Source organism: Burkholderia sp. TSV86 (assembly GCF_001522865.1).
Lineage (GTDB): Bacteria > Pseudomonadota > Gammaproteobacteria > Burkholderiales > Burkholderiaceae > Burkholderia.
This window is the reverse complement of sequence record NZ_LOWB01000106.1, coordinates 17,246-35,577: the sequence shown is the minus strand read 5'-3', so window position 1 is coordinate 35,577 and position 18,332 is coordinate 17,246. Positions and strand designations below refer to the sequence as shown.

General features: G+C 60.9%; 14 protein-coding genes and 2 pseudogenes. 10 read left to right on the top strand and 6 right to left on the bottom strand.

The window, feature by feature from the left end; all coding sequences use genetic code 11:
• The 3 genes and pseudogenes from WS68_RS27850 to WS68_RS19250 form a co-directional block, all read left to right on the top strand.
• Positions 1–95: pseudogene (locus WS68_RS27850) on the top strand (ferritin-like domain-containing protein); the annotation flags it as partial.
• A gap of 635 nt (positions 96–730) precedes the next feature.
• Positions 731–1,717: a LysR substrate-binding domain-containing protein gene (locus WS68_RS19255; RefSeq protein ID WP_059572265.1), complete on the top strand. Its 987-nt coding sequence runs from the start codon at positions 731–733 to the stop codon at positions 1,715–1,717.
• A gap of 1,030 nt (positions 1,718–2,747) precedes the next feature.
• Entirely contained in the window at positions 2,748–3,347 is a 600-nt protein-coding gene (locus WS68_RS19250) for a helix-turn-helix domain-containing protein (protein WP_059572264.1), read from the top strand.
• Here the strand turns inward: WS68_RS19250 and WS68_RS19245 are convergent.
• The 3 genes from WS68_RS19245 to WS68_RS19235 all read right to left on the bottom strand — a co-directional run bounded on the left by WS68_RS19245 (position 3,337) and on the right by WS68_RS19235 (position 8,016).
• On the bottom strand, positions 3,337–4,293 hold the full coding sequence (locus WS68_RS19245; protein ID WP_231753064.1) for a queuosine precursor transporter: 957 nt from the start codon (positions 4,291–4,293) through the stop codon (positions 3,337–3,339). The two genes, WS68_RS19250 and WS68_RS19245, sit on opposite strands and share 11 nt — an antisense overlap.
• A 20-nt stretch (positions 4,294–4,313) precedes the next feature.
• Entirely contained in the window at positions 4,314–5,117 is an 804-nt protein-coding gene (queF, locus tag WS68_RS19240) for an NADPH-dependent 7-cyano-7-deazaguanine reductase QueF (RefSeq protein WP_059572262.1), read from the bottom strand.
• Positions 5,118–6,762: 1,645 nt separating this feature from the next.
• Positions 6,763–8,016, bottom strand: coding sequence for an MFS transporter (locus WS68_RS19235; RefSeq protein ID WP_059572261.1), 1,254 nt, complete (start codon positions 8,014–8,016; stop codon positions 6,763–6,765).
• A 292-nt stretch (positions 8,017–8,308) separates the two neighbouring features.
• Between WS68_RS19235 and WS68_RS19230 the strand changes: the two genes are divergently transcribed.
• The 5 genes and pseudogenes from WS68_RS19230 (at position 8,309) to panE (ending at position 11,824) form a co-directional block, all read left to right on the top strand.
• A complete protein-coding gene (locus tag WS68_RS19230) occupies positions 8,309–9,223 on the top strand; it encodes a LysR substrate-binding domain-containing protein (protein ID WP_059572260.1) in 915 nt (304 codons plus the stop codon).
• 52 nt (positions 9,224–9,275) lie between these two features.
• Entirely contained in the window at positions 9,276–9,515 is a 240-nt protein-coding gene (locus WS68_RS19225; RefSeq protein WP_156429580.1) for a hypothetical protein, read from the top strand.
• Positions 9,516–9,572: 57 nt separating this feature from the next.
• A pseudogene (locus WS68_RS19220) lies at positions 9,573–10,014 on the top strand (oxidoreductase); the annotation flags it as partial.
• 117 nt (positions 10,015–10,131) lie between these two features.
• Positions 10,132–10,572, top strand: a complete 441-nt coding sequence (locus tag WS68_RS19215; protein ID WP_059572270.1) for a nuclear transport factor 2 family protein — start codon at positions 10,132–10,134, stop codon at positions 10,570–10,572.
• 298 nt (positions 10,573–10,870) lie between these two features.
• On the top strand, positions 10,871–11,824 hold the full coding sequence (gene panE, locus WS68_RS19210) for a 2-dehydropantoate 2-reductase (protein WP_059572257.1): 954 nt from the start codon (positions 10,871–10,873) through the stop codon (positions 11,822–11,824).
• 101 nt (positions 11,825–11,925) lie between these two features.
• Here the strand turns inward: panE and WS68_RS19205 are convergent, their stop codons facing one another.
• Both WS68_RS19205 and WS68_RS19200 read right to left on the bottom strand, forming a co-directional pair.
• A complete protein-coding gene (locus tag WS68_RS19205) occupies positions 11,926–12,921 on the bottom strand; it encodes an NADPH:quinone oxidoreductase family protein (RefSeq protein ID WP_059572256.1) in 996 nt (331 codons plus the stop codon).
• 40 nt (positions 12,922–12,961) lie between these two features.
• Positions 12,962–14,227: an acyl-CoA dehydrogenase family protein gene (locus WS68_RS19200; protein WP_059572255.1), complete on the bottom strand. Its 1,266-nt coding sequence runs from the start codon at positions 14,225–14,227 to the stop codon at positions 12,962–12,964.
• A 452-nt stretch (positions 14,228–14,679) separates the two neighbouring features.
• Here WS68_RS19200 and WS68_RS19195 point away from each other — a divergent pair, with 452 nt between their 5' ends.
• Both WS68_RS19195 and WS68_RS19190 read left to right on the top strand, forming a co-directional pair.
• Entirely contained in the window at positions 14,680–16,506 is a 1,827-nt protein-coding gene (locus tag WS68_RS19195; protein ID WP_059572254.1) for an acyl-CoA dehydrogenase, read from the top strand.
• 47 nt (positions 16,507–16,553) lie between these two features.
• The gene (locus WS68_RS19190) at positions 16,554–17,339 is read left to right on the top strand and encodes an SDR family oxidoreductase (protein ID WP_059572269.1); all 786 of its coding nucleotides are present in this window, start codon (positions 16,554–16,556) and stop codon (positions 17,337–17,339) included.
• 26 nt (positions 17,340–17,365) lie between these two features.
• On the opposite strand, the gene WS68_RS19185 is transcribed toward WS68_RS19190, so the two are convergent.
• Positions 17,366–18,184, bottom strand: a complete 819-nt coding sequence (locus tag WS68_RS19185; RefSeq protein ID WP_059572253.1) for an IclR family transcriptional regulator — start codon at positions 18,182–18,184, stop codon at positions 17,366–17,368.
• Positions 18,185–18,332 lie beyond the last annotated feature (148 nt).

The following is an 18,332-nucleotide window of genomic DNA, read 5'->3' as shown; positions in this document are numbered from 1 at the left end:
ACCTGTCGGTGCTGTTCGAGCGCACGTTCGCGACCGCGCAGGAGCTTAACCGCTACCGGAAGGAAGTGACCTCCCGCGTGTCGGACATGGCGTGACGGCCTTGCGACGCCCCGTCGCAATATAAATTACGGACAAATTAAAAAAGGCCGAGTAATCGTTCGATTTTGCTAAGGCTGTCTAATTATATGTGTGAGCATCGAGTTTATCGAATGGGCATATGCGAGATGCCGATGCCGAATATGAGAATGGCGGTGCAATCATGGAAATGAAGCGAGCGCTTAATATTATTGTATTTGAAATAAATTTGTTTGAATTTTGTATGGTTTATTAGTTTAGTTGGAATTGCTGGCTAGTTTAGTCGAATAAGTGCGTATTGATCCGGTCAATTAAGAATTTCTCTAAATTCCATTCTCAATATTTGGAAACCAAAATATAACGGCCGGGAACCAGTTCCACTGTGTTGCTGTGGGCGCTTGCTGTTGTCGATTGGTTAGTCATTTGAGTAATATTCCTTCAAAATGTAAATGATATGATTTAATGGAATTTCGAGAAACGGTATTGTCTTGCTTGTCAATAGATTAAATTGTTAATCTCAATCGCCGCGATTGAAATTGAGAATGATTCGACGAATTGAATAGATGTAGGATCGCACTTGTTAGAAATTGAATGAGGTCATCGCGACAGACAGACTCCGCCATCGAAATAAACGGGGAAATTGCGAGGTAGTCGGATGAGAAGTTCCAAGCGTTTGAAAAACATGCCTTCGCTGGATTTTTTGCGAGGTTTCGAGTGTGCCGCCCGGCATCTCAGTTTCACGAGAGCGGGCCAGGAACTGAACATCACGCAGTCGGCGGTGAGCCGACAGGTAAAAGCGCTCGAGGAACAACTCAGCATCGAATTGTTTCACCGGCATATCCGCGCGCTGACTTTGACGGACAAGGGACGGGCGCTTTACGACGCGATCTCGATCGCGCTGTCGGACATCGAATCGACGATTGGCGAGCTGTCCGCGTGTGTCGGGCAGCGCTCGATTTCTCTGTCGACCACCGTATCGTTTGCCGCACTCTGGCTGATTCCTCGGCTCGGTTCGTTCCGCATGCTTCATCCGGATATCGATGTTCGCGTTTCCGCAACCAGCGAAATCGAAGATCTGAAGCGCAAACGTTTGCATCTGGCGGTTCGCTACGCTGGTGCGCAAACTTCGACATCCGATGCGCGTGTGCTGTTTCGCGAATCGGTGGTGGCGGTCGGCAGCCCGAGCCTGATTGCAGGGTACGGCGAATTGCGCACGCCGGCCGATCTGAGCCGGCACGTGCTGTTGCATATCGACGATGCGCGCGGCGAGCGGCCGTGGTACACGTGGAGCAATCTGCTGAAGGAGCTTGGCGTGCCGCGCCTGCGTCCGGCCGGGGCGCTGTATTTCAGCCAGTACGATCAACTTGTTCAAGCGGCCGTCGACGGACACGGCGTCGCGATCGGCCGGCGCCCGCTTATCGACGGATTGCTGCGGCAGGGGCGCCTTGTCGAACTGTTTGCGGACTGCACCGTCGATTCAGGCAGTTACGTGTTGATCGAAAACGGCGATACCTGCAATGAATCGGACGTTGCCGTGTTGACCGGCTGGCTGCTGCAGGAGGCGGGCCGTCCTGCACCGCTGCGCGTCGTGGCGCAGGAGGACGTCAAACCGTTCGAGCCGCGTTTGCACAGCGTCGGCTAATTGAGGTTTCGCCGCGTCGGCGGTGGACCGAGCCACCGGCTTGCGGCTGATCGGGACGCAGCGTGATTCACGGGTTGCGCCGCCATGCTTCGCACTGCCATGCTTTTCGACACGCTGCTGCGCGCATCGTTGCGCGGCTTTAACCCATGCATTGCGGCGTTCTTGCATGCAGCCCGGTTTGCATTCACGCAAGAATTCGTGCGTCCAAGCATCGACTGCCGTCGAATGCATTGGCGATGCGCAGGATCATGCCGCAGTAACGGCGTAGCTTGAACGCAGCGTTTGCGTTTGTCGCGAACTGCCGCAGCTTGCGATTGTCAGCGGCTGCTGATGGACCATCCATATAACTCGGTTCACCATCATGCGCCGTGTCGCGCGAGGTCGTTCGACGGCGCTCGGCTCGTAACCGGTACGGCGGGCGTAGAGCGGCCGTATTTTACCGCCAAGATCACGACGAATCCGGCGTGAGCGCCGTGTCGCCGGCAGGGGGTTACTGCCGGCCGTGGGCAATTTTCCAAGCCCCACGTTTTTATTTACCGGCATTCCGCAATCGATGCGTCGAGGTCCGCATTTTCCGCATCGCCGCATGCAGTGTTGAAGCGTTTGCGCTGTTATTGATAATGCGATCAATCTGCGTCGCCGTTCAATTTGATCGAGGTTGATCGAGGTCCCGCCAGCGCTGACTTTCGATACATTCGGCTGATGCCGCATTCTTCGTCCCCGCGTGCTGCCGGCCGCGTCGTCTCGCTCCCGTCGAAAACGGGGTTGCGTCCCCAAATGAACCGGCGTGCCGCTCTTGGACAGGCCCGTTCAGTGGTGCGGGAGCAATAAAGGTTTCATTCGCATGGACGATTTGATAGGGTACGATCACATCTTTGGCCGCCATAAAGCGGACGGGTGTTCAGCCTATCTCTAAAATATCGGCAGTGCCCGATGGATGCGGGGGCGTGAACTGGAATGTGTCGTTTGAAATACGCAGCAGGGGTGGCCCGAATAAGGGCAGGAATCGCCAAGGGGGCGAATACGCAATATGGAAACGAGCCAACGGCTGGTTCTGATGGTCGCGAGAATCCGCGCGCTGATGCATCAACAAGGTCTCACCGATGCCGATTTGGCCCGTAGAACCGGAATTTCGCCCGCGACTTTGAGCCGGGTGCTGTCGATGACTACGGAAGATCCGCGCATCGGCACTATCCTGGCGATTGCCGATGCGCTCGGATCGACCGTGGGATATCTGCTTCATAGCGAGCGCGTCTATCCCATTCCGTTGCTCGAATGGGACGAGGTGCTCGATTTCTCGCGCAATCATGCCGCCCGGAAAACACGGTCCGTCAACGTAGACACGCCGCGTCGCTCGGGCACGTTTGCGGTGCGCACGAAGCCGTCGATGGCGCCGCGATTTCGCGTCGGCTCGATCGTGATCGTGGAGCCCGAAACCACGTTTCGCGACGCGCAAGTCGTTGTCGCCGCGCTCAAGGGCCGTGAGCCGACGCTGTATCGCGTGATCAAGGATGGCGACACTGTCTGGCTCAAGGACATCACAGCTTCGCACACGGAAACGGTCAACGCGTTCGGCAACGGCGTGGCGGTGCTTGGCGTCGTGACGGAATCACGCCTGCTCAATCCTTGAACGAAAACGGATTGAAGCTGGTGTGATAGTCGTAGTAATCGATCTGGTCCATTTGCTTGAGCCGTTTCGACACGGTGATCACGGCGGGCAACAGCAACAATTCGTAAGCCAGTTTGACCGCGACTTGCACGCCGATCATCGTGAATACGACCTGTTCCGGCAGCCGGCCCCAAAACAGAATCATGCAGAACAACGTGCTGTCGATCACGATCGCAACGCCGGTGCTGGAAACGATGCGCGCCCACAGATAGCGGCCGGCGCTTGCGATCTTGAGCTTGGCGAGAAACGTGGTATTGATGAACTCGCCGCAGAAATACGCGACGGTCGATGCGACGAAGGTTCGCGCGAACTCGAGCGCGAGCGCCGGATAGGCGGCGGCGAGCGTCGGGTTCTGCTCCTCCCAGCTTGGCAGGCCCGGCGGCAGCGACAGCAGCCAGGTGCCGATGACGAACATCAGGTTCACGGCGAGGCCGCCCCAGATCACCATGCGGCTGACGCGATACCCATACACCTCGGTGATGATCGTGCTGAACGCGTAAGTCATCGGAAACGCGATCAACGCGGCCGGAATCCCGAAGCTGATGGGATTGAACAGCGGCTGCAGATCGAGCTTGATCTCGATCACGCGCGCGCCCGTCACGTTGGACAACATCAGGAAGCCTACATAAACGAGCGCGAGCAGCAGAACGGCGGGCGTCAGTTGATGTTTGCGCGTCGGAAAATACGACAGCGGGACCAGCCGGTCGGTATACATGGCCGCGTTGAGAAAGCCGATATGCGCGACATCCTCACGCGAGAATTTATCGAGCCACATTTTCTTGTTCAACTCGCGCGGCGACATCTTGAAGGTGGCGCCGGAATCGCGCACCCGCACCAGCACCTGCAACTCGCCGTTCTCGAATGATGGTTCGATGACGGCTTCGATTTCGTGAGAAGCGGTTTCCATGGTCGGCTTGCGGTGCAGGGTCATTGTCGAACCAGTCGCGTGTTCGGGGCTTCGTTCAGGGGGACGCTGCTGCGTATCGGATTGATATCGATACCGCCTCGTCGGGTGTAGCGCGCGGCCACCGTCAGCCGCGTGGGCGCGCATCGATTCTGAATGTCCTTGAAGATCCGTTCGACGCATTGCTCGTGAAATTCCTCGTGGTTGCGGAACGACACGACGTATTTGAGCAGCGCCGCGCGATCGATGCGCCGGCCTTCGTAGGCAATCGACACGGTGCCCCAGTCGGGTTGTCCGGTGACGAGGCAGTTGGATTTCAAGAGATTCGAGTAAAGCGTCTCGCTGACATGTTCGTCATGCACTGACAGAAGCTGCGGGTCGGCATGATACTGATCGATCGCGATGTCCTGCTCGTCGATCGACGTGCCGAGCGGTGCGCCAATTCGCAGCGCCGGTGCATACTCGAGCGGTTCGAGCGTGACGGAGACGGGCGCGCCGGCGCAGCGCGACAGATCGCGGGAGGCGATTTGCTCGACCTCGGCACGGTCCGTGAACGGCGTGTTATTGAAGGTGTTGAAATACAGCTTCATCGATTTGGATTCGATGACGTTCGGCGACGTGCAAGGGACGATGACCGTCGCGATCGCCACGCGCGGCAGGCCGCGTGGCGTAAGCCAGGACACCTCGTAATGGTTCCAGATGTCGAAACCGAAAAACGGCAATGGGTCGATGATGCCGATTTCTTCGCGCTTCACCGCGCGTGCAATGGCGAAGAGCCTCTCGGCGTTGTAAGTGGACTCGTATTTGGATGGCTGGCCAAGCTCCATGGCACCTCGGTTTGGTGAGTGGTCTAAGCCGAAGAAGCGCGTGCCTTCGGTATTTTGATTCGTAACACAACGGAAACAATCTGCCGTGCGTGTCACGGTTCATGCCTGAATATTTTTATGGGCGTTCAATAATACCGCATGCGATGTGCTTGCAGAACTGGAATATACCGGCTTGCTAATGCAGTGCGCCGCGCCGGCTGCGAGATCCCGAGCGCCGCCGCAAGCTGGCCAAACCAGCATGCGCGCGTTTGAGGCGTAAATTAATGAATGCCGTGCGCAGCGCTATTATGTAAAAATAGGAAATAATACGGTTGGTTTGACTCGTATTTGATGCCGCGCGTGCGGCTAGTCATTTGGCTGGCTTGGGCACGTTAGGCACATCGGCGGCAGGCGCCAAACCGGGTCCCCCGTTTGCCCGACTACAGATGGACTCTACCCTGTCAGAATTGCCAGTTTTGGTGGATTGTTAATTCCGACATATTATCTCCCTTGGGATAGGTATTGCATATTTGCAACGGCTACCGATGCACGGCATGATGGTTCATCGCTGCTCGTCCCATTGATGCGCTGCCGCCGAAATGGGGCGCCAAATTGCCTATTGCTACTTCAGCGTGCAGGTGAGTGACAGTTTTTGGTAGCACAAACAAAAAGCCAGGAAATGGAATCCCGCGAGTGTTTGACGCAGGCGTTCATGATGGTGCCACTGAAAACGCCTGAGGTTAAATATGACCAAAAGAATGCGTGAAAATCGTGTTATCGATTGTTTTCCGTGTAGTTTGATTCGAACACCGGCGAGATGCGAATCGGCCGACATTGGTCGCCACTGTGGATTGCCGGCTGAAACTCTGTCGGGTTTCGGGCCGCCGAGCAGTGCGACGGTAGTGTGGCGTGACGTATCGCTACGAATATTCCAGTGCAATCCGTAGAAGTGGCCGCCTGAATCGCGCACCGCTTTCAGGCTCGAACGTCTACTTTGCCCCGGGTGCCTTAGGCGCGGTCGGCATGACCGTGTCCCATCTGCTTCGGGTGGCCTGTAGGACCAGCAGATGGTTTTGGCGATTGTTATCTGACAATCGCCTTTTTTTTTACACATTTTCAGGCGACGAAACCGAGATTTTTTTTTGGCACTCCATGTTTCGGTTGTGAGGCTGGCGGCCCGCCTGCGTGATTGCGCTTGACTGATTTCAGCGAAATATTCCGGCGCTTTTTTTGAATCCCGTTTTGTGGGCGCGGACTTATGCCGATTGCCTTGCCTGCAACGTTTGTTTGGGTTCGCAGTGTCATGAGCATCGCGGATGTCGATGCATTGTGCTCGAGAAGATGAGCGAGTGCCGGCGGGTGGAAGGCGAAGCGGATATTTTTGTTATCGGGAAACTGGGTAAATCTGGAGTGCTGACGATTGATCGATTCGTATTTATAAGTCGAGTGCTCTGATTTTTATTGTCAATTTTTATTGAATTATTGAGTATATATTTCAATTTAATTATGAATAAGATAAGCGGATGGGGATGAGTTCACATATGTTCGGCAATTTGATTGCGAAAAATAGTTATATTTTTGGAGATTGGGGGAGGGCCTAAAGTCCCGGTAATTGGGACTGAACAGATAGAGGCGGCGCGTTGCCGCGCGCCGCCGGTCGCCGGCTTTACCTCAAATCGAAATCGCGGTCCGCCAGCGTGGAACATGAAATGCTTCCGACCTGCGCCGTGGGGCGCGGGCGTCGCCGACGCGCGATCTGCGCGCCGACGAACACGGCGCCCGCTGTGGCAATCAACGCGCCGGCGATCGGCACCGCGGCGTAACCCAGGCCCATTGAGATCGCCGCGCCGCCCGCCGCCGCGCCGAGCGCATTGCCGAGATTGAAAGCGCCGACATTGACGGACGACGCGAGACCTGGCGCCTCGGCCGCGGCACGCATCACGCGCATTTGCAGCGGCGGCACAACCGCGAATGTCGCGATGCCCCACACAAGCAGGCTTGCCGCCGCGCCCGCATGCGTCGCGGCGAGCACCGGGAATGCCAGCATTACCGCAATCAACAGCAGCAGAAAACCGATCAACGTGCCGTCGAGCGAGCGATCGGCAAGCCGGCCGCCGGCCACATTGCCGATCGAAAAGCCGATGCCGATCAGCACCAGCATCATGGTCACGAACGCCGGCGTCGCGCCGGTGAGCTGCGTGAGCGTCGGAGCGACGTAGGTGTAGAGCGTAAACATCGCGCCAGCGCCGAGCACCGTAGTCGCGAGTGCGCTAAGCACTGCGGGGCGGGTCAGCACCGTGAGTTCCGCGCGCAGATTCGGCATTTTGCCGGCTTCGCCCTTCGGCAGCGCGACGAGCAGACCGAGCATCGCGATCACGCCGAGTCCGGCGGTCGCCACGAACGACATCCGCCAGCCAATCGCATGACCGAGCCAAGTGGCGGCCGGCACGCCGCCCACGTTCGCGATCGTCAGGCCCATGAACATCGTCGCGACCGCGCTCGCCTGCCGTTCGCGCGGCACCAAGTTTGCCGCGACGACCGAGCCAAGCCCGAAGAATGCGCCGTGGTTGAGGCTGGTGACGAGTCGTGCGAGCAGAAGCGTTGCGTAGTTCGGTGCGATCGCCGACAGCAGGTTGCCCAGTGTGAAAATGCTCATCAGCGCGATCAGTGCGGTGCGCCGTGGCCAGCGCGCGAGTGCGAGCGTCATCAGCGGCGCGCCGGCCATCACGCCGATCGCGTAGGTGCTGATCAGCATGCCGGCTGTGGGAATCGAAACGTGAACGCCATCCGCGATCACGGGCAGCAGGCCCATCGGCGAGAATTCGGTTGTCCCGATGCCGAAAGCGCCGATCGCGAGCGCGAAGAGCGGCAACGCGGCAGCGTTGCGCGAGGTGGGGCGAGTGGAAGTTAACGGATTCATGCGATGGATTCCTGTGCTGGCGAACGAAATGCGAAGGCGTTTGAGCGGGTTATCGGCGAAAACATAGCGGGTTTGGCGCGAGCGTTGATTTCGTGGCGACGCATGGCAGTGCAGCCATGTGGGCGAACATTCGAGCGATGCGAGCCGCAGCTGCAGCCGCGCCGGTCGTCCACACGAACGGCATCGCACCGGCAAGCGCCTCGTGATCCGACAAAGACGGGCTGAGTGTGCCTGCTTTACTTTTGCAAAAAAATACGTCTATAAATGAAATTATTTTGATTTGAAATCAAGAATGAAGATCACGCTGGATGAATTGCAGGCGTTCGTGACCGTCGTTGATACCGGTTCGCTCACGGCGGCCGCACAGCAGCTCGACCTGACGATTTCGGCGGCCAGCCGCACGCTCGGCAGGCTCGAGGAGAAGCTGAGGACGACGCTGCTGCGCCGGACCACGCGCCGGCTCGAATTGACCGAGGAGGGGCGCGCGTTTCTGCATGACGCGCGCGCGATCATCGAATCGGTGGATACGGCCGAAGAGCGGATGATCGCCCGGCGGGACCATCCGTCAGGACGGCTGCGAATCGATGCGGCGACGCCGTTCATGCTTCACGTGATCGTGCCGCTCGTTGCGGGTTACCGTGCACGCTATCCGCAGGTGGAATTGGAGTTGAACAGTAACGAGGGCATCATCGATTTGCTCGAGCGGCGCACCGATGTCGCGATTCGCATTGGCCGGCTGAAGGATTCGACCTTGCACGGCAAGCTGATCGGCGCGAGCCGGGTGAGAATCCTCGCCAGTCCTGACTATCTGAAAGCGCATGGCCATCCGCGACGCATCGACGCTTTGCGCAAGCATGTGCTGCTCGGTTTCAATCAGCCGGAGTCGCTGAATCTCTGGCCGATCGCCGGGCCGGATGGCGAACCGTATCGCGCCGAGCCGACAATCCGCTCGTCGAGCGGCGAGACACTCAGGCAGCTCGCGCTACATGGGAACGGTATCGTTTGTCTGTCCGATTTCATGACGATGCATGACCGGCATGAAGGCCGCCTCGTCCAACTGTTCGCCGGCAAGACGCTCGACATGCGGCAGCCGGTCAACGCAGTCTATTACCGGAATACGGCTATTTCCGCGAGGATCGCATCGTTCGTCGACTATCTGGCGCAAGCGGTGCGCGGCACGGAATTCGATCCGGGGTTTCGCAATTGAGTTCCGGCGCGCCGGCCGCGTCGGTTTGCATCGGCATTTCGAGCGCCAGTTCTTGATTGCCGAATTCTGGGCCCGACGAGCGCAGTTTATCGGTTCGCGTGTGATGCGCGCATCGCGCCGACTTCACGCTGCGGTTGTCGAACGGCACTCATCAGACGATGCAGCGGCGCTGCCCGGCCCGCGAACACGTTGCACGGAATCGGCGGCTCATGGCGTCGATGAGGCGGAGCAGCAGGTTGAACAAAATTCGGGTAATCCCTGGTTCCGCCTCAAATTGCAACTGATTGCATAAGCAAGTTTGGCTAGCGTAGTATGTGTGCAACTTGTTGCATAAAGAGGCGTGCCTCCGATGAACTTCTATCCCTATTTGCTGGCACCGCTTGAGCTGGGTTTCACGTCGCTCAGGAATCGCGTAGTGATGAGCTCGATGCACGTGGGCCTCGAGGAGGCGCCGAATGGGTTCGAACGGATGGCGGCGTTCTATGCGCAGCGCGCGCGGCGAGGCCGGCTTGATCGTCACGGGCGGAATCGCGCCGAACGAGCGCGGCCGGCCTGCGCCGGGCAGCGCGATGCTGACCACCGAGGCGCAAGCGGAGTGCTATCGGATCGTCACGCGCGCTGTACATGAACAAGGCGGGGCGGTCGCGATGCAGATTCTGCATTTCGGCCGTTACGCCTACCAGCCGGCGCTGGTTGCGCCAAGCGCGCTGAAGGCGCCGACCAACCCGTTCGTGCCGCACGCGCTGATGGCCGATGAGGTGGAGGAAACGATCCGGCGGTGCGGACATTGCCGCGGAGCTTGATGCGAAACGCGCGATCCATCAAGGCGCTTGGCTTGGCGCGACGATTTGATCCGACGCGTCGCGCGAGCAGGCATTCATTCTGTTAATCCAATGTTGGAGATTGTCATGACTCAGATGCCCAGGGGCCTTCAACCGTGCGTCATGCCCTCGCTCGAGCAGTGGCACGCAATGATCGACAAGCGTGATTTGAGCGAGCTTGCAACGATTGTTCATCCGGATGCCGTGTTTCGCTCGCCGATGGCGAACTCGGCTTATACATCGGCACAGGCACTGGTTTTGGCGTTGAATACGGTGATCAAGGTGTTCGAGGAATTTACCTATCATCGTCAGTGGGCTACCGACGATGGTTTGAATGTTGCGCTCGAATTCAGCGCGCGCGTGGGCGACAAGAATTTGAAGGGGGTCGATTTGATCCGCTTCGACGAGCACGGGAAGATTGTCGAATTCGAGGTGATGGTGCGGCCGCTGAGTGGATTGCAGGCACTCGGCGCGGAAATGGGCGCGCGCTTGGGGGATAGTCTGCCTGCCTATAAAAAGAAAATCTGAGCGGAAAATCGCAACGAGAGCACCGAACTGCGGGCAGCGAGTGCCAGTCTCGCAGTGTGCGTCGGGCAGAGCATCGCCGCGCTCGAGATGGCGCAATCGTAGCGGCAGGGCTTGGTCGATCCGTGCACAAGCGCCGCGTCGGCATCTTCCGCGGTTTTATTGCGGCGTTTTTACTGTGATTCACCGTGCCCGGATCAATCGCGCGTCGGCGATTTGCGCTACCCTCTCGCTCACATGCATCGCGAAACGGCTTCGGCGCTTTCGATGCAAATGACGATACAGCGAGGATTTTTTAACCATGCGAATTCTGGTGGTGGGAGCGGGCGCGACCGGCGGTTATTTCGGCGGGCGCCTCGTGGCGGCGGGCCGCGATGTGACGTTTCTCGTGCGTGATGCCCGTGCGCAGGCGCTCAAACGCGATGGCCTTGTGATTCGCAGCCCACGCGGCGATCTGACGCTTACCGATGTCAAAACCATTCAGGCGGGCGATTCTCACGAATCGTTCGATCTTGTTTTCCTGAGTTGCAAGGCGTATAGCCTGGACGATGCGATGGCGTCGTTCGCGCCGTTCGTCGGCGAGAACACGCTGATTCTGCCAGTGCTCAACGGGATGCGCCATCTCGACATATTGCAGGCGAAGTTCGGGCGGGCGCGGGTGCTGGGCGGCTTGTGCGTCATTGCCGCCGCGCTCGATGGCTCGCAGCATGTCGTGCATCTGAACGACCTTCATGCCGTGTCGCTCGGCGAACTGGATGGCGGCGTGTCCGCCCGCGCGCAGGCGGTGGCCGATGCGCTCGGCGGCGCTGGCTTCGATGTGACGGTGAGCGAAGCGATCATTGCGCGCATGTGGGAGAAATGGGTCTTTCTCGCGACGCTTGCTGCAAGTACATCACTGTTTCGCGGCTCGATCGGCGATATTTTGAGCGCTCCGGATGGCAAGCGCTTGCTTGAAACGATGCTGGGCGAATGCAGCGCGCTGGCCGGGCGCAACGGCTACGAGCCGAGCGGCGATTTCGTCGCGCGCATGCGAAAGATGTTGTTGACGCCATCCGATTTGACTGCATCGATGATGCGCGACGTCGAGCAGCACGCACGTGTCGAAGCGGATCATGTGATTGGCGATCTGCTCGCGCGCGGTGGCGATGCCGAGCAGACGGGCACGACCATTTCGCTATTGCGTGTGGCATACAACCATCTGAAAATCTACGAAACGCGTTCGTTGCGCGAAGCTGGCGCGGCGCAATCGCGCTGAACACCGGTCAAGCGGCGTGACGCGATTCGGCATCCGAAACGAGCCGTGCAGTGCGGCTTGCTCACGGCAGCGCCGACTTTCGTCGCCGGCCGCTGGCCGTGTCACTCCACTTGCTGAGGCAGAATCACGACCTTGCCGGTGACTTGCCGCGCCAGCATCGCTTCCAGCGCGCGCGGTGCTTGCGACAGCGGATAGCGTGCGGACACGAACGGGTGGAGCTTGGCTTCGCGCAGCCATGCGAATAGCTGCTTGATGTTTTCGATGTTGCGCTGCGGCTCGCGTCGCGTGAACTCGCCCCAGAACACGCCGACGATCGCGCTGCCTTTGAGCAGCGTCAGATTGAGCGGCAGCTTCGGGATCTGGCCGGCCGCGAAGCCGACGACGAGATAACGGCCGTTCCAGCCGACGCTGCGCAGCGCGGGCTCCGCGAGATCACCGCCGACCGGATCGTAGACGACATCGACGCCGCTCGTCGGGCACAGCGCCTTGAGCCGTGCGCGCAAATCCTCGGTCGCATAGTTGATCGTCTCGTCGGCGCCGTGGCGGCGCGCGACCGCGAGCTTGTCGTCGCTTGACGCCGCGGCGATCACGCGCGCGCCGAGCAGCTTGCCCAGCTCGACGGCCGCGAGCCCCACGCCGCCCGCCGCGCCGAGCACGAGCAACGTCTCGCCCGCCTGCAGTTTCGCGCGGTCCTTCAATGCGTGATACGAGGTGCCGTAAGTCAGCATGAAGCTGGCCGCACTCTCCAGTTCGCGCTCGCCAAGCCCAGGCGGCAGCGGGATCGCGTCGTGCTCGGCGAGCAGAATTTCTTGCGCATAGCCGCCTGTGGGCACGATGGCGGCGACAGCGTCGCCGGGCTTCACGCGCGCGACGTCGGCGCCGACCGCTTTCACGATGCCGGCTAGCTCGCAGCCGGGCACGAACGGCGGTTCGGGTCTGAACTGATATTTCCCTTCGATGATCAACGCATCAGGGAAGTTGACCGACGCGACCTTCGTCGTCACGACGATCTGCTTGGGACCCGGCTCGGGCGACGGCAACTCGGCGACGCGCAACGACGAAGGCGGCCCAAAAGTTTCGCAGACGATGGCTTTCATGGATGGCGGGAGGATTTCCGGATGAACTGGTTGGAACGGGTTAGCTGCCGCGCGTGATCGGCAGATCGACGAGCGATGGATCGCCGAGCGTCGCGCGGCGGGCAAGTTCGAGTTTGGCGATTGCCGCGCGATGTACTTCGTCGGGGCCATCGGCAAGACGCAACGTGCGTACTGCCGCATACGCGCCGGCGAGCGGAAAGTCTCCCGACACGCCGCCGCCGCCGTGTGCCTGAATCGCCCAATCGATCACGCGCAGCGCCATCGTCGGCGCGACCACCTTGATCATCGCGATTTCCTTGCGCGCATCCTTGTTGCCCACGGTGTCCATCATGTAGGCGGCCTTGAGCGTCAGCAGGCGAGCCTGATCGATCGCACACCGCGCTTCGGCGATGCGTTCGTGCCAGACACTGTGTTCGGCGATCGGCTTGCCGAACGCCACGCGCTCGCGCAGGCGGTCGCACATGAGTTCGAGCGCGCGCTCGGCCACGCCGATCGTGCGCATGCAATGGTGAATGCGCCCCGGCCCGAGCCGGCCTTGCGCGATCGCAAAGCCGCGCCCCTCGCCGAGCAGGATGTTCGACGCCGGCACGCGAACGTTGTCGAGCACGATTTCCATGTGACCGTGCGGTGCGTCGTCGTAGCCGAATACCGACAGCGGGCGCACGACCGTGATGCCGGGCGTGTCGGCCGGCACCAGCACCATCGATTGTTGCTGGTGGGTAGGCGCGGCGGGATCGGTCTTGCCCATCACGATGTAGATCTTGCAGCGCGGATCGCCCGCGCCCGACGCGAACCACTTGCGCCCGTTGATCACGTAGTCGTCGCCGTCGAGCACGATCGAGCAGCGAATGTTGGTTGCGTCCGACGATGCGACCGCCGGTTCGGTCATCAGGAATGCGGAGCGTATCTCGCCCGCGAGCAACGGTTCGAGCCAGCGGTCTTTTTGCGCATCCGTGCCATAGCGTTCGAGCGTTTCCATGTTGCCGGTGTCGGGCGCGGAGCAATTGAACACTTCGGGCGCCCAGTCCACACGCCCCATGATCTCGCACAGCGGCGCATATTCGAGGTTCGACAATCCTTCGGGGGCGCGCGCCGATTGCGGCAGAAACAGATTCCACAGGCCGTCGGCCCGGGCTTTTTCCTTCAGCGTGCCGATGAGCGGCACCGGTTGCCATGGATTGCCGGCGCGGCGGTTTTCGGCCACCGCGTCATGCACGCGATGCTCGTTCGGATAGATATGCTCGTCGAAGAACGCGGCAAGCTTGCGTTGCAGCGCCTGGACGCGCGGCGAATGGTCGAAGTTCATGGCGGTTCGGGCTCTCTGGGGCAACAGGGGCGGGGCTGCGCACGCGGAATGCGTGCCGGAGTGGCAGCAATAAGTTTCGTCTGGCAAAACTTATATTGGATGGCATTCCGACAATATCGTAGAGCCAACTGTCGGCATTGACAATCGGTAGCCTGCGGAAAATTTGAAAAATCCCGGATCGATGCCGATATGTATTGCGGCTGTCCGATGGCGATGCTAAATTTTCCAACGGCTGAAATCCGGTCAATAAGTTTCGTTTAACGAAACTTTCGGGGAGGCCATAGATGCGCAAAGGCGCTGACGGTCCGATGGAGGCGACAGATGGAGACGATCAAGCACGCGCTGCTCGGGCGCATGCGCCACGGCAGGGGAGTATCTGCGTGCGCGCGCCGGCGGCGCACCGGAACACGGCATCCGGCATGCGACGGGCAAAACTGCCCGGAGGTCCATCGATGAGCATGCTGATTTCGCGCCGCGATCTCGAATTCCTGCTTTACGAATGGCTCGACGCTGCTGCGCTGGCGGCCGCGCCGCGCTACGCCGAACACAGCCGCGAAACGTTCGACGCGGTGCTTGATATGTGCGAGCGGATGGCCGCCGAGCTGTTTGCGCCGCATGCGGCGCGCAGCGATCGTGAAGAGCCGCGTTTGGATGGCGAGCGCGTGGAGTTGATTCCGGAAATCGGCACTGCGGTCAATGCGTTCGCCGGCGCGGGGCTCATTGCCGCCGGCCAGGATGAGGCGCTCGGCGGGATGAGTCTGCCGAAACTTGTCGAAGCTGCGTCGTTTCTCTATTTCCAGGCCGCCAATATCGCGACGGCAGCGTATCCGTTCCTGACGATCGCCAATGCGAATCTGTTGGTCGCGCACGGCAGTTCCGCACAGATCGACGCGTTCGCGCGTCCGCAGCTGGCCGGCCGCTTTTTAGGGACGATGTGCTTGTCGGAACCGCAAGCGGGCTCGTCGCTGTCCGACATCACCACGCGCGCCGACTACGAGTGCGATTCGCCGTTCGGCGCGCAGTATCGGCTGACCGGCAACAAGATGTGGATTTCCGGCGGCGATCATGCGTTGTCCGACAATATCGTTCACTTGGTGCTCGCGAAGATTCCCGACGAGCACGGCCGTCTGGTTGCCGGCACGCGTGGGATTTCGCTTTTCATCGTGCCGAAATATCTGGTCGGCGCCGACGGAGCATGTGGCGAGCGCAACGATGTCGTGCTCGCGGGACTGAATCATAAGATGGGCTATCGCGGCACGACCAATTGCCTGCTCAATTTCGGCGAAGGCACGCGGCATCGCCCGCAAGGCCGCGCGGGCGCGATTGGCTATCTGGTCGGCAAGCCTGGGCACGGGCTTGCGGCGATGTTCCATATGATGAACGAAGCGCGCATCGGTGTGGGGGCCGGGGCGGTTGCGCTCGGCTATACCGGTTATCTGCATGCGCTCGACTATGCGCGCAATCGTCCGCAGGGACGTCCGATCGGCCCGGGAGGCAAGGATGCCGCCGTCCCGCAGGTGCCGATCGTCGAGCATCCGGACGTGCGCCGGATGCTGCTAGCACAGAAGGCTTATGTCGAAGGCGGGTTGGCGCTGATCCTGTATTGCGCGCGGCTCGTCGATGACGCGCGCGCGCATCCCGATTCCGCTGCCCGCGCCGACGCCGCACGCCTGCTGGACATCCTGACGCCGGTTGCGAAGAGCTGGCCGTCGCAATGGTGTCTGGCGGCCAATGATCTCGCGATCCAGGTTCACGGCGGCTATGGCTACACGCGCGACTACGCGGTGGAGCGGCTCTATCGCGACAATCGGCTGAATGCGATCCATGAAGGCACGCACGGCATCCAGGCGCTCGATTTGCTCAGCCGCAAGGTCGTGCAAGACGGCTCGGCGGCGCTGCGCGCGCTCGATGCGCGGATCGGCTCGACGATCGCGCGTTCGCGCGATGCACGCGACAATGCGCGCGGGTTCGGCGATGCGCTCGCGCGGCGTTGGACGCGGCTCGTCGACGTCACGGGCCGGTTGACGGCGGCGGACGATCCGCGCGCCGGGCTGGCGAATGCCAGCGTTTATCTGGAAGCGTTCGGGCATGCGATCGTCGCGTGGCTATGGCTCGAACAAATGCTTGCCGCCGGCGGTCATGCCAGCGATTTTCACGACGGCAAGCGAGCGGCCTGCCGCTACTTTTTCCGTTGGGAGTTGCCGAAGATCGACGCGCAGCTCGATCTGCTCGACAGCCTCGATACGACCACGCTGCAAATGCGCGACGCGTGGTTCTGAACGTAACGCATTGAATGCAGTCCCATCCGGATTTCGGAGAACTGAAGATGAACGAATCGATCAATCAACTGTTCGATCTGACCGGCAAGACCGCCCTTGTCACCGGTGGCTCGCGCGGCCTGGGCCTGCAGCTCGCGACGGCGCTCGGCCAAGCGGGTGCGCGTGTGATCGTGTCGGCGCGCAAGGAGCATGAGCTGCGCGACGCGCAGCAGACGTTGCGCGCGCTTGGCGTGGACGCCGACTGGATCGCCGCGAACGGCACGCAGGACGACGAGATCGAGCGGCTCGCGGACGAAGCGATTGCGCGGCTCGGTCACGTCGATATCCTCGTCAACAACGCGGGCGCGACGTGGGGCGCGCCCGCCGAGGATCACCCCGTCGACGCGTGGGACAAGGTGTTCGACTTGAACGTGCGCGGCCTGTTCTTGCTGACTCAGCGCATCGGCAAGCATTCGATGATTCCACGCGGCTCGGGGCGGGTCGTCAATGTCGCGTCGATCGCCGGCTTGCGCGGCAATCCGCCGGGCGCGATGACGACGATCGCGTACAACAGCAGCAAGGGCGCGGTCGTCAACTTCACGCGCGCGCTCGCCGGCGAGTGGGGCAAATACGGAATCACCGTCAACGCGATCGCGCCGGGCTTCTTTCCGACCAAGATGGCGAGCGGGCTGATCGACGCGATCGGGGCCGACAAGCTGATCGCGGGCGCACCGCTCAAGCGGCTCGGTGAAGACGGCGATCTCGCGGGCGCGCTGCTGCTGTTCGCATCGCAGGCCGGGCGGCACATCACCGGCCAGATTCTGGCGGTAGACGCAGGCGTGAGCGCAGTCTGAATGGCGCGCCGCAGTTCGCGCAGGCGCTAGAACTGGCCGCCGACGCGTTCGAACACCTCGTCGCGCAGCGCGACGAGCCGCGGCCCGAAATCGTCGATCAGCCGTTCGCGCGTGACGGTCGACAGGCGGCCGCTGCAGTTGAATGCGAGGATGCGCGATCCGTCGGCCGACACCATCGGCACGCCGACCGCGAACAGATCGGGCGACCAGTCGCCGAACGACACGCAAAAGCCCAGGCGCTCGTAGTCGTCGCGCGCGGCAACGATCCCTGCCTTCAGCGCGGGCCACTGCTGCGGCGGACAGCCGGCCTCGGTCGTCGCCAGGTAGCGCTGGAACAGCTCGGGCGGCAGCGCGGCGAGGTGCGCACGGCCAAGCGCGGTCGTGCCGTGCGCCACGCGCGATCCCGGTTCGAGCCGCAATTGGAACAGCGGGTCGCCCTGGCAAATGTCGAGCAGGATCATCTGCTTGCCGTCGAATTCGCCGAGCATCGCCGCTGCCTGCGTGTGCTTCGCGTAGTCGAGCAGGAACGGATGGGCAGCATCGATCACGTCGTTGTTTTGCAGGAACGCATGACCGAGATTCAGCACGCCGACGCCGAGCGAGTATTTCTCGAGATCGACCGAGTAATGCAGATAGCCGAGCTGTGTCAGCGTGAACGTGAGACGCGAGACCGTAGGTTTCGGCAACTGCGTGCGTTGTGCGATGTCCTGATTGCCGAGATACCGCTGGCCGCGTGTGAAGCAGCGCAGCACGGCCATGCCACGGGCGAGCGCGGTGACGAACTGCGGATGATCTTCGGCGGGAGTCGGCAGCAGGGAGGTGATATCGCGCTTCGGGTTGCCCATGGACGTGAAATGCCGGACGGTGCGGTGCAACGGGGATTCTACAGGAACGCGCCGGCGCGCGGCTTGCCGGGGCTTCGTCGTCCTGAATGCCATGCCGGCCGGATGGGTGGGCGTGCATCTTTGCGTGAACATGAAGGCCGATTCGCGG